This is a genomic window from Dorea amylophila (genome assembly GCF_025567265.1).
Lineage (GTDB): Bacteria > Bacillota > Clostridia > Lachnospirales > Lachnospiraceae > Dorea_A > Dorea_A amylophila.
Genome location: NZ_JAOQJW010000014.1, coordinates 50,443 through 63,229 on the forward strand (window position 1 = coordinate 50,443; position 12,787 = coordinate 63,229).

Consider the following 12,787-nt stretch of genomic DNA (forward strand, 5'->3'; position numbering starts at 1 on the left):
TCTAAAGGGGTAAAATTCTGCTAAAAGCAGGCTTTCAAAATTTGAAACTCGGCATACGCCTCAGACAGTCAAATTTTGAAAACCCAACGCAGAATTTTGCCCCTTAAGAATTACCAACGCCTCTTTCACATTCACTGGAACGCCTTTCCAAGTTTTATTCCGTGTGTATCAAATGCCTTACGAATGAAATGGCAAATGCGTAACCGTAGTGGCCTTCACCGGGTTACACTTCCGGGCATTTTATTTATTAACATTCGCTGCCAGTCACGACTTGAATGAAACAATAGATAAGGATTATTGTGAATGTGGAATGCCGTTAGAAACAGTTAGAGAGTCAGAAGCACCGTTAAAGGAACGAAGCGAACGTGTTTGAGGCGAACGCCGAGTTTGAGCGTAGTTCCTTTGCTTTTAGGTGATTCTGACTCTCTTAGTGTTTCTTATGGTATGGAACCTGAACAAGAAGCCTTATCTATTGTTTCCTTCAAGGACTGAGAGGCCGCTTCTCCAGTTAATAAATTAAATCCCAAGCTTATTTTATATCAGAATATACGACTTTTCCTCCGCAGATCGTATATTTCACCTTACCGGTAAGTTCCTTTCCGGTAAATGGTGAGTTTGATGATTTGGAAGCATATTCTTTCGGGATCCATATTTCATCAGGGTCAAATATAACAAAGTCTGCATCTGCACCTTCCTGAATTGTTCCGTAAGGCAGATGGTATAGCTTTGCAGGGTTCACTGTCATTTTTTCCAGAAGTTGTATCATGGTCAGATATCCGGGCTTTACAAGGTTGGTGATACCGAGTGCAAGGGAGGTCTCGAGACCGATAATGCCGCTTGGGGCTTCTGTGATCGGTTTGGATTTTTCTTCTGTGCTGTGTGGGGCATGATCCGTAGCAATCAGGTCAATAGTTCCATCAGCGAGTCCTGCAATAATCTGCTGGCGGTCATTTTCCGTACGAAGCGGCGGATTCATCTTTGCCAGCGTGCCATGTTCCAAAACAGCGTCTTCTGTTAAGGAGAAGTGGTGCGGCGTTGCCTCAGCGTGTAATTTTGCTCCCAGTTTTTTGTATGTACGGATCAAATCAATCGATACACCGGAACTGATATGCTGGATTACAACATCTGCACCGGAACGGAGCGCCAGAAGACAGTCTCTTGCCACCAGTGCTTCTTCGGCAATGGATGGAGAACCGTAGATGCCGAGTGCATCGGATACTTTGCCATGATTGATTCCATTGTTGCGGATAAAAGCCGGGTCTTCTTCGTGAAGACTGATCGGAACGTTTAACTTTGCGGCATTTTTCATCGCCTGATAGCAGAACTCAGCATTCAGAAGAGGGATGCCGTCATCGGTAAATCCGCATGCCCCGGCTTCTTTTAATGCAAGCATGTCTACTTCGTCCCGGCCTTTTAATGAACGGGAGATTGCAGCAGCCTGGAAGATACGGATATCTTCTTTGGAAGCACGTGCAAGATTATCTTTTAGGGTGTCTGTATTGTCGACCGTAGGGGATGTATTCGCCATACAGATTACAGTAGTAAACCCGCCTTTTGCAGATGCCTTTGCTCCTGTATGGATATCTTCTTTATATGTAAATCCCGGATCACGGAAATGTACATGTGTATCGATGAGTCCCGGTCCGACAACGAGTCCTCCGGCTTCTAGAATCTCCTCGGAATCTTCTGAAATTTCAGGTGCGATTCTTGCAATTTTTCCGTTCTTCACCAGTATATCCATATGCTCGGACAGACCAGATGCAGGATCTACCACAAGTCCATGTTTGATGATCATGATAAATTTCCTCCTTAAAAATCTGATGTTAAAATACAGTAAATATTATAAATGTAGTATAATGTATTGGAAATGGGCTTGTCAATTAGGAGACATGGAACAGGAAAGCTGAATATATGAGAAATAAAAGGAGCACGTAGAACAGAAATGGGATTTAAACGTTTGGAAAAAAATTTGATCGATATTATAAAAGAAGAACAGGCAAAACTTGGATTTCGAAAAGAAGAGATCCGTTTGTATTATCCATTGATTTCCCTCAATCATTTCTTTGAGGCGGATGACGATGTGGATGAGATGCAGACACGTCTGGAACAGTTCCCGGAAGAAGTAAAGAAAAAACTCGGAGATATCTGTGTAACGCACAAAAAAGACAGATTCTGCCTGCATATTCCGGAACAGGGAAGTGTCTATGTACATGAACATATGGCAGAAAATGAATTCATCAAAAAGCTGGTGGAGCTGATGATGAATCACGGAATCAAAAAAGAAGATATCCTTGCGATATTTCAGAAAGAGGCAAAAGATATCAGGGTGGGAGATATGCACAACGGAGAATTTGACTTTTGGGTAAGATTTCCGGAAGAAAATGAGGACGAATACTATTACTGCTTTAAGGACGAAGGGTGTCATATGATCTATCACCGTTTTTTGCCGGAAGATTATGCAGATTTCGGATTCTGAAAGGCAGTCGGAAAAGAATAAAAATACAGATGCAGACAGGAATTATAATTATAACTTATAAATGCTGCCTGCATTTTTAATTATAAAATATCTTGCTATATGTAAAGATTCATGATAAGCTATCCTGCATCGTGCTAAAGCAAAGACGTGCTAAAGCGATTTGGCTGAGGATTTATTCTCAAAATAATGACAATTACTTTGACGAATTTGCTGCAATGCGATTACGTTATCATAAAAAACTCAGGAGAGTCTTTTCGTAATGAAATGAAAAGCGCCGAAGGTGTAAGCAGAAAACAGATCTGCAAATCTCTCAGGCAAAAGGATGGAGGAATGAATTATGGGAATTTTTGGACGTATTGACACTTTTATCACATGGTTTGACGGAGTCGTATGGGGACTTCCGTTAATCATCTTAATTCTGGTCACAGGAATTTTTCTGACTGTGCGCTTGGGCCTTCTTCAGGTAAGGTATCTTGGGAAAGCGTTAAAATTCATGGTGAAAAATGAAGAAGATGGACACGGAGAAGTAACTAGCTTTGGAGCTCTTTGTACCGCATTATCGGCAACAATCGGTACCGGTAATATCGTCGGTGTGGCAACTGCAATTTCTGCAGGTGGACCGGGAGCGTTATTCTGGATGATCCTGACAGCATTTTTAGGAATGGCAACAAAGTATTCAGAAGGTCTTCTGGCAGTAAAATACCGTACGATCGATGAAGACGGGCATGTACTTGGCGGACCATTCTATTACATTGAGAATGGAATGGGTGTAAAGTTCAGATGGCTTGCAAAGATATTTGCATTCTTTGGAGCAGGGGTTGGATTATTCGGAATCGGTACATTTACACAGGTGAATGGTATCTCATCTGCAGTCCGTAACTTTTTTTGATCCGAACATGGCACATACAGTAGCATTATTTGGAAATGATTATTCATGGGCAACTGTAATATCCTGTCTGGTACTGACGGTATGTGTCGGAATGGTTGTATTAGGTGGAATCAAGAGAATTGCAAAAGTATCTGAGATCGTCGTTCCGTTCATGGCGGTTCTGTATGTAGTATTGGCAGTCATTATCATGGTGACAAATATTACCGCAATTCCGGCAGCTATTGTAACAATTGTAAAATCAGCATTTACCGGAAGCGCACTGGCCGGTGGTGCAATGGGAAGTATGATCGTAGCAATGCAGAAAGGTATTGCCAGAGGAATCTTCTCGAATGAATCCGGACTTGGAAGCGCACCGATCGCAGCGGCTGCAGCACAGACCAAAGAACCTGCAAGACAGGGACTGGTGTCAATGACCGGTACATTTATTGATACGATCGTAATCTGTACGATGACAGGACTTTCTATTGTCATTACAGGAACATGGAATACGGGACTGGAAGGTGTGGAAATTACGACAGCGGCCTTCCAGAAGGGACTTCCGTTCCCGCCGGTTGTGGCATCCTTTGCATTGATGATTTGTCTGGTATTTTTTGCATTTACAACGATTCTTGGATGGGATTATTACGGAGAACGATGCCTGGAATATCTGTTTAATAAGAATATGAAAGCTGTAAGAGCGTATAGATGGCTTTATATTATATGTGTATTCATCGGACCATATATGACGGTTGCGGCAGTATGGAATATCGCAGATATCTTCAATGCATTGATGGCAATCCCGAATCTGATAGCCTTGCTTGCACTCAGCAAAGTCATAGTAAAAGAAACGAAAGCGTTTACGGAAAAACTGAATGTGGAAGAGAAGAATCAGAGAATTCTCAAAGGAATGAATGCAGAGAATGTATAATAGAATATAAGTTCTGTAGAGCATATGGTGATAAAATACAGGGATTTTGGTATAAGAAGCAGAATCCCTGTATTTATTTTTGTCCTCTTATTTTGATAGAAAAATTATGCTGGATGCAGAATTTATAAAAGGTCATACTTTTCTTTAAAAGTCCGTATTATTTCTAAAATAAAACAAAATACATACAATGTTTGTGTAAATTTGTGCAAAATGTGTTAAAATGTAAGAAAACAAAGGACAGGTGCAAAAATGAAGAAACAAAAGAAAGATCCATTGCATAAAAGCTTCGGTTATGCATTTGCCGGAATATTTGCAGTGGTAACGAAGGAACGGAATATGAAGATTCATTGTGTGGCAATGGTTTGTGTGGTGATCGCAGGATTCGTATTTCATATTACACCGGTAGAGTGGTGTATCTGCCTGACATTGTTTGGTCTGATCATGGCATTGGAAATGGTGAATACGGCAGTGGAAGCAGTGGTCGATCTGGTCACGAAAGAGAGAATGCCGCTTGCAAAGCTTGCCAAAGATGCGGCGGCCGGAGCAGTACTGATCGCAGCAATCATGGCAGCAATTGCAGGGATGATCATATTTATTCCAAAGCTTTTGGAAAGCCTGTCTATATAGACATCGAAAGGAGAACGACCTATGGAAAAATTAGGAAGCGGATTAAAGAAAGTATTACTTGCAGGAATCGGAGCAGTTGCAGTCACAGGAGAGAAATCAAAAGAACTTCTGGATGAGATGGTGAAAAAGGGTGAGCTGACTGTTGAACAGGGCAAAGCACTGAATGAAGAACTTAAGCATAACATCAAGTCGACAGTAAAAGAAAAAGTGAATGTAAAAGTAAAAACATCTTCACCGGAAGAACTGGATGAGCTTTTGGATAAGATGACTCCGGAACAGATGGCATTGTTGAAACAGAGAATTGATGAGATGGAGAAAAAACAGGAAGAATTTGAAGCTGCAGAGACGGTAGAAGATGTGGCAGACGAATCCGTATGCGAAGATGCGGCAGAGAAAGCAGCGGAAGAAGAGACAGCTGAGAACGAAGACATTTAAAGAGGAACAGGTTCATGAGTAAGGGAGAATCCAAAGAATACCGTACCAGGTTAAAGGAGATTACATCCGTACTTCATAAATATGGAATCACCAGGGGAATTACGCCTCAGAAACTCCGGATGATACTGGAGGATCTGGGGCCTACTTATATTAAAATCGGTCAGATTATGTCACTGCATTCAGACATTTTACCGAAAAGGTATTGTGATGAACTGATGTGTCTGCGTTCAGAAGTAACTCCGATGGAATTTCCGGAAGTAAAAGAAGTAATCGAACAGGCATATGGTTGTCCGTGGAATGAAATATTTGCATTTATTTCCGATACACCACTGGGATCAGCATCCATTGCACAGGTCCACAGAGCAGAACTGCTCAGCGGTGAACAGGTTGTTATCAAGGTTCAGCGAACAGGTATTTATGAAATTATGGCAAGAGATATCGGACTCCTTCGGAAGGCAGTAAAGCTGATGCCGCCGATCAGTCTGAAAGGAATGGCTGACTTCGACCAGGTACTGGATGAACTTTGGAATGTGACACGGGAAGAGATGAATTTTCTCACCGAAGCATCGAATATGGAAGAGTTTGCCAGACGGAATGCGGATGTCGTATATGTAAGAACACCGAAACTATATCAGGAATATACAACCATGCATGTGCTGGTCATGGAATACATCGAAGGGCCTGCAATCGATGATAAAGAGAAACTTCTGGCAGGCGGATACGATCTGGAAGAGATCGGGATCAAGCTGATCGATAATTATATCAAACAGGTGATGGAAGACGGTTTCTTCCATGCAGATCCCCACCCGGGAAATGTAAAGATCCAGGATGGCAAGATTGTATGGATCGATATGGGAATGATGGGAAGACTGACCGAACGGGATAAAGAACTGATCGGAAAAGCAATCCGCGGCATTGCAGAAAATGATATCGGCATGATCCAGGAAGCAGTCATGGCACTGGGTGAATTTAAAGAGAAACCAGATCAGAGCGTATTGTATGAAGATATCAGTGAACTGATGTCGAAGTATGGGTCCTTAGATATGGGAGAGATCGATGTTGCAGAAGTGATGATGGATCTTATGGAAGTGATGAAGGAAAATAAGATCCGTATGCCGCATGGTCTGACGATGCTGGCAAGAGGATTGACTAACATGGAAGGCGTGCTTGCAGACATTGCTCCACGGATCAATATGATCGAGATCGCATCCAGACATATTTCAGAGAGTATGTGGAAAGATCTGGATTGGAAAAAAGAATTAAAACATGCAGGAAAGAATCTTTACCGTTCGATGCATAAAGCAGTAGAAGTCCCGGGACTTGCAGCGGATGCACTGCATGGTCTGATGAAAGGTCAGACAAGAGTCAACCTGGATCTGCATGCATCCAACGATCTGGCACAGTTACTGAGACGTCTGGTGCGGAATGTGGTAATGGGATTGTGGGTGATGGCATTGCTGATCAGTTCAAGCATTATCTGCACTACCAATATGAGCCCGAAGATCTGCGGGATCCCGGCAATTGGTGCGATTGGGTATTTATTTGCATTTGCGATTGTGATGTATGTGCTTATTAAGCATATTCTTTCCAAATGAATTTGAGATTTATTCTCGGTTTTATGGGCAAATATGCCGACAAAATGATACGAGAATCTGTATTTGTACCAAAAAATGAACAAAATAACAGTCGGAATCGCTAGACTTTTGATGATACAGGAGATATAATAAAACCATACACGTCAATATATGATTTGTACTATTATCAAGGAGGAACAACGAAAATGGCAAGAAAAATGAAGACCATGGATGGTAACCAGGCCGCAGCTCATGCTTCATATGCATATACAGAAGTTGCAGCAATTTACCCTATTACACCATCATCCGTTATGCCGGAACATGTAGATGAATGGGCTACAGAAGGAAGAAAGAACATATTTGGACAGACTGTTCAGGTAACAGAGATGCAGTCAGAAGCTGGTGCTGCAGGAGCAGTACACGGATCTCTTTCTGCTGGTGCTCTGACAACAACATTTACAGCATCACAGGGACTTCTGTTAATGATTCCTAACTTATATAAAGTAGCAGGAGAACAGCTTCCTGGAGTATTTAACGTATCCGCTCGTGCGCTTGCAAGCCATGCACTGAATATCTTCGGAGATCACTCTGATGTTTACGCCTGTCGTCAGACTGGTGCAGCAATGCTTTGCGAATCCAGCGTACAGGAAGTTATGGACTTAACACCAGTTGCACACTGCGCAGCATTAAAAGGAAAACTTCCATTTATCAACTTCTTCGATGGATTCCGTACATCACACGAGATTCAGAAGATTGAGACATGGGATTACGAAGATCTGAAAGATCTGGTAGATATGGACGCAATCGATGCATTCAGAAATCATGCACTGAATCCAAATCACCCATGCCAGAGAGGTTCAGCTCAGAACCCGGATATCTTCTTCCAGGCAAGAGAAGCATGTAACCCATACTACGATGCTATGCCGGCTATCGTACAGGAGTACATGGACAAAGTTAACGAGAAGATCGGAACAGATTACAAACTCTTCAACTACTACGGAGCAGCAGACGCAGAGAAAGTTATCATTGCTATGGGTTCTGTATGTGACACAATCGAAGAGACAATCGATTACTTAACAGCAGCTGGGGAAAAAGTTGGTGTTGTTAAGGTTCGTCTTTACAGACCATTCTGTGCACAGGCATTAATTGATGCAATTCCTGACACAGTAAAATACATCAACGTACTTGACAGAACAAAAGAACCAGGAGCTCAGGGAGAGCCATTATTCCTGGATGTTGTTTCTGCATTAAAGGGATCTAAGTTCGACGCAGTACCGGTTAACGGCGGACGTTACGGATTAGGATCTAAAGATACAACACCTGCACAGATCGTTGCAGTATTTAACAACGCAGACAAAGAAAGATTCACAATCGGTATCAACGATGATGTTACAAATCTTTCACTTGAAGTTGGTGCACCACTGGTTACAACACCAGAAGGAACAATCAACTGTAAGTTCTGGGGACTTGGAGCTGACGGTACTGTAGGAGCTAACAAGAACTCTATCAAGATCATCGGTGACAATACTGACATGTATGCACAGGCTTACTTCGACTATGACTCTAAGAAGTCTGGTGGTGTTACAATGTCTCACCTGCGTTTCGGTAAGAAGCCAATCAAATCTACTTACCTGATCCACAAGGCTAACTTTGTAGCATGTCACAACCCATCTTATGTAAACAAATACAACATGGTTCAGGAATTAGTTGACGGAGGAACATTCCTTCTGAACTGCTCTTGGGACATGGAAGGTCTTGAGAAACATTTACCAGGACAGGTAAAAGCATTCATCGCTGATCACAACATCAAGTTCTACACAATTGATGGTATTAAGATCGGTAAAGAGATCGGACTTGGCGGACGTATCAATACAGTCCTTCAGTCAGCATTCTTCAAACTGGCATCTATCATTCCGGAAGAAGAAGCAATCGATCTGATGAAGAAAGCTGCAAAAGCTACTTACGGAAGAAAAGGTGACAAGATCGTACAGATGAACTACGATGCTATCGATGCCGGTGCTAAACAGGTAGTTGAGATCGAAGTTCCGGAATCTTGGAAATCTTGTGAAGACGAAGGATTATTCACACCAGAAGTTAAGGGTGGAAAAGACGATGTTGTAGCATTCGTTAAGAACATCCAGTCTAAGGTTAATGCTCAGGAAGGAAATACTCTGCCAGTATCTACATTTACTGACTATGCAGATGGATCTACACCATCAGGTAGTGCAGCATATGAGAAACGTGGTATCGCAGTAGATATCCCTGTATGGCAGTCAGAAAACTGTATCCAGTGTAACCGTTGTGCATACGTTTGCCCACATGCAGTTATCCGTCCGGTAGCACTTACAGAGGATGAACTTGCAAAAGCTCCAGAAGGAACAAAAGCAATCGATATGATCGGTATGCCGGGAATGAAATTCACTATGACTGTATCAGCATATGACTGTACAGGATGTGGATCTTGTGTAAATGTATGTCCAGGTAAGAAGGGTGAAAAAGCTCTTGTTATGGCAAACATGGAAGAAAATGCAGCAGAGCAGGATATCTTTGATTTCGGACGTGAGATCGAGGTTAAACCAGAAGTTGTTGCTAAATTCAAACCAGAGACAGTTAAGGGAAGCCAGTTCAAACAGCCATTACTTGAGTTCTCAGGAGCTTGTGCAGGTTGTGGAGAAACACCTTATGCAAAACTGATCACACAGTTATTCGGTGACAGAATGTACATCGCTAATGCAACAGGATGTTCTTCAATCTGGGGTAACTCTTCACCGTCTACACCATACACAATAAACTCTAAGGGACAGGGACCTGCATGGTCTAACTCACTGTTCGAAGACAACGCAGAGTTTGGATATGGTATGTTACTTGCTCAGAAAGCAATCAGAAAGAGACTGAAAGAAGAAGTTGAAACTGTTGCAGCATCAGAGCAGGCTTCAGCAGAGGTTAAGGCAGCTTGCCAGGAATACCTCGATACATTCGCATGTGGTATTACAAACGGAGATGCTACAGATAAATTAGTTGCAGCATTAGACGGATGTGATTGTGATACATGCAAAGACATCGTTAAGAATAAAGACTTCCTCGGTAAGAAATCTCAGTGGATCTTCGGTGGTGACGGATGGGCTTACGATATCGGATTCGGTGGAGTTGACCACGTATTAGCAAGTGGTGAAGACATCAACATCATGGTATTCGATACAGAGGTTTACTCTAACACAGGTGGACAGTCTTCTAAGGCTACTAAGACTGGTGCTACAGCTCAGTTCGCAGCAGGCGGAAAAGAGACGAAGAAGAAAGACCTTGCAAGCATGGCTATGAGCTATGGATATGTATACGTTGCACAGATCGCTATGGGTGGAGACTTCAACCAGACTGTAAAAGCAATTGCAGAGGCAGAGGCTTATCCGGGACCATCTCTGATCATCGCATACGCTCCATGTATCAACCATGGTATCAAGAAGGGTATGAGCAAAGCTCAGACAGAGGAACAGTTAGCAGTAGAATGCGGATACTGGAACAACTTCAGATTCAATCCTGCAGCTGAAAAGGGAAGCAAGTTCACTCTTGACAGCAAACAGCCTAAGGAAGAAGATTACCAGGCATTCCTTGACGGAGAAGTTCGTTACAATGCTCTTAAGAGAGCTAATCCGGAAAAGGCTGCAAGACTCTTCGCTAAGAATGAGGCAGAGGCTATGGAAAGATACGATTACCTGTCAAAACTGACAGACCTTTACAAAGTAGAGGAGTAATCATATCTGATTAGCAATAGAATAGTATAAATCATGACTCCCGCAGATTCGAAAGGATCTGCGGGAGTTTTGCGTTGTCATGCATTTGCCATATTGTATTGACAAAATAGATCAAAGATGATAAAAATATTATTATATGAATAATGAGACTAGATAGAGGCGCAGGTTTCATCAGTAAGGTAGAACAACAGATAAAGGGAAATCATTTCTGCCTGAAAGGGAAAACTGCCGAAGGAAGATATCATCCCTTATTATATTCGAGATATACTTCCTGGGACGTAGCAGAATATGCTGCGGACTGTCACTTCAGTAAGTGGAGCGCTATCGGAGTATATAGAAGATATAAGAGTTTAATTATGTAATTTGTATTTAGAGTTATATAGAGGACATAAATGAAGTGTTGAATGATCTGAAAATACGGATGTCCTGCTTATAAGATGATATATGCCATGAGCAATCCACGCAGAGGAAATTGTTCATGGTATTTTTTTGGAAAAAAACGAAGGAGAGAGTTATGAGAAAAAGAAAAAAATTACTCTTTGCCGTACTCACCTGCCTCATGATCTTTGCATGCGGTGCAATTACCGTATTTGCGGCAGATGGAGGAAAAGAGTATGTACCAAAGATGTATTCATCATTCTGGGCACTGGTACCCCCAATTGTGGCAATTGGTCTTGCACTGATCACGAAAGAAGTGTATAGTTCCTTGTTTGTCGGAATTGCGATCGGAGGAATCTTCTGGTCTAATTTCCATTTTGAAAAGGCAGTATTGCATATATTTGAAGATGGAATCGTAGGAGTACTGACAGATAGCTATAATATGGGAATCCTGGTATTCCTGGTTATTCTTGGAATTATGGTCTGCATGATGAATAATGCAGGAGGTTCGGCAGCATTTGGGCGTTGGGCTAGTATTCACATCAAGACAAGAGTAGGGGCACAGCTTGCAACGATCGTGCTTGGAATACTGATCTTTATCGATGATTATTTTAACTGCCTGACAGTTGGAAGTGTTATGCGTCCGATCACAGATAAGCACAATGTATCACGTGCGAAACTGGCGTATCTGATCGATGCGACAGCGGCACCGGTATGTATCATCGCTCCAATCTCATCATGGGCAGCGGCTGTAACAGGATTTGTAAAAGGTGAAGATGGATTTTCTATTTTTATGCGTGCGATTCCGTATAACTATTATGCTTTACTCACAATTCTTGCAATGGTTTTGATCGTAGTGCTTAAGATTGATTATGGCCCGATGAAATTACATGAAGATAATGCTGTAAAGGGTGATATCTATACTACACCGGACAGGCCATATGCAAATGCTGAGAATGAGATCGTAGAAGAAAAGGGAAAAGTGATCGATCTGGTATTCCCGATAGTGGTCCTGATCATTTTCTGCATCTGCGGTATGCTTTATACAGGAGGCTTCTTTAGTGGAACAGGCTTTGTTAAAGCATTTTCGGCAAGTGATGCATCGGTAGGTCTGATGCTTGGAAGTTTCTTCGCATTGGTTGTTACGGTTGTATTCTATGCACTTAGAAAAGTACTTAAGTTCCGTGAATCTATGGAATGTGTTCCGGAAGGATTCAAGGCTATGGTACCTGCAATCCTGATCCTGACATTTGCATGGACATTAAAAGCAATGACAGACAGTCTTGGCGCTGCAGAGTATGTGGCTAATGTTATGCAGTCCGCAGCTGGAGGATTATTAAACTTCCTGCCTGCAATTATCTTCCTCGTAGGGTGCTTCCTTGCATTTGCAACTGGAACATCATGGGGAACATTCGGAATCCTGATCCCGATCGTAGTAGCGGTATTCCAGGGAACGAACGAGACTATGATGATCATCTCTATCTCAGCTTGTATGGCGGGAGCTGTATGTGGAGATCATTGTTCGCCTATTTCGGATACAACGATCATGGCATCCGCGGGAGCGCAGTGTAATCATGTCAACCATGTAACGACACAGTTACCGTATGCGGCAACCGTTGCAGTTGTTTCCTGCATTACTTATGTAATTGCCGGATTTGTTCAGAATGCATTGATCTGTCTTCCAATCGGTATGGTACTTCTGGTAGCAGCTTTACTGCTCATGAAGAAGAGAACAGAAAGCCATTCATAAAT

At 42.3% G+C, this 12,787-nt stretch carries 7 protein-coding genes, 1 pseudogene and 2 riboswitches; of the genes and pseudogenes, 7 read left to right on the forward strand and 1 reads right to left on the reverse strand.

Translation table 11 applies throughout. The features are described from left to right. Positions 1 to 529 precede the first annotated feature (529 nt). A complete protein-coding gene (locus OCV72_RS10020) occupies positions 530 to 1,795 on the reverse strand; it encodes a dihydroorotase (protein WP_055283611.1) in 1,266 nt (421 codons plus the stop codon). Between the two features lie 147 nt (positions 1,796 to 1,942). On the opposite strand from OCV72_RS10020, the gene OCV72_RS10025 reads away from it, so the two are divergent. The 7 genes and pseudogenes from OCV72_RS10025 to OCV72_RS10055 all read left to right on the forward strand — a co-directional run bounded on the left by OCV72_RS10025 (position 1,943) and on the right by OCV72_RS10055 (position 12,785). Then, the gene (locus OCV72_RS10025) at positions 1,943 to 2,476 is read left to right on the forward strand and encodes a DUF3877 family protein (RefSeq protein WP_022415081.1); all 534 of its coding nucleotides are present in this window, start codon (positions 1,943 to 1,945) and stop codon (positions 2,474 to 2,476) included. A gap of 231 nt (positions 2,477 to 2,707) precedes the next feature. Beyond that, positions 2,708 to 2,812, forward strand: a riboswitch (glycine riboswitch). Position 2,813: 1 nt separating this feature from the next. Beyond that, positions 2,814 to 4,272 (forward strand): annotated as a pseudogene (locus OCV72_RS16810) (alanine/glycine:cation symporter family protein). Positions 4,273 to 4,521: 249 nt separating this feature from the next. After that, positions 4,522 to 4,899 carry a diacylglycerol kinase gene (locus OCV72_RS10035; RefSeq protein WP_055283613.1) on the forward strand — a complete coding sequence of 126 codons (378 nt, stop codon included), beginning with the start codon at positions 4,522 to 4,524 and terminating at the stop codon, positions 4,897 to 4,899. Positions 4,900 to 4,920: 21 nt separating this feature from the next. Further along, positions 4,921 to 5,334, forward strand: a complete 414-nt coding sequence (locus tag OCV72_RS10040) for a phasin family protein (RefSeq protein ID WP_006426370.1) — start codon at positions 4,921 to 4,923, stop codon at positions 5,332 to 5,334. 14 nt (positions 5,335 to 5,348) lie between these two features. Further along, positions 5,349 to 6,929 (forward strand): ABC1 kinase family protein, encoded by a 1,581-nt coding sequence (locus tag OCV72_RS10045; RefSeq protein WP_055283615.1) that lies wholly within the window; start codon positions 5,349 to 5,351, stop codon positions 6,927 to 6,929. Between the two features lie 185 nt (positions 6,930 to 7,114). Further along, entirely contained in the window at positions 7,115 to 10,657 is a 3,543-nt protein-coding gene (gene nifJ, locus OCV72_RS10050; protein ID WP_055283617.1) for a pyruvate:ferredoxin (flavodoxin) oxidoreductase, read from the forward strand. 146 nt (positions 10,658 to 10,803) lie between these two features. After that, positions 10,804 to 10,989, forward strand: a riboswitch (Lysine riboswitch). Between the two features lie 182 nt (positions 10,990 to 11,171). After that, positions 11,172 to 12,785 carry a Na+/H+ antiporter NhaC family protein gene (locus OCV72_RS10055; protein ID WP_161144163.1) on the forward strand — a complete coding sequence of 538 codons (1,614 nt, stop codon included), beginning with the start codon at positions 11,172 to 11,174 and terminating at the stop codon, positions 12,783 to 12,785. The last annotated feature ends 2 nt before the right edge of the window (positions 12,786 to 12,787 follow it).

Excerpts from the sequence above, each read along its gene's own strand:
- OCV72_RS10020 (WP_055283611.1), bottom strand. The coding sequence starts at position 1,795 with ATGATCATCAAACATGGACTTGTGGTAGATCCTGCATCTGGTCTGTCC.
- OCV72_RS10025 (WP_022415081.1), top strand. The coding sequence starts at position 1,943 with ATGGGATTTAAACGTTTGGAAAAAAATTTGATCGATATTATAAAAGAA.
- OCV72_RS10035 (WP_055283613.1), top strand. The coding sequence starts at position 4,522 with ATGAAGAAACAAAAGAAAGATCCATTGCATAAAAGCTTCGGTTATGCA.
- OCV72_RS10040 (WP_006426370.1), top strand. The coding sequence starts at position 4,921 with ATGGAAAAATTAGGAAGCGGATTAAAGAAAGTATTACTTGCAGGAATC.
- OCV72_RS10045 (WP_055283615.1), top strand. The coding sequence starts at position 5,349 with ATGAGTAAGGGAGAATCCAAAGAATACCGTACCAGGTTAAAGGAGATT.
- nifJ (WP_055283617.1), top strand. The coding sequence starts at position 7,115 with ATGGCAAGAAAAATGAAGACCATGGATGGTAACCAGGCCGCAGCTCAT.
- OCV72_RS10055 (WP_161144163.1), top strand. The coding sequence starts at position 11,172 with ATGAGAAAAAGAAAAAAATTACTCTTTGCCGTACTCACCTGCCTCATG.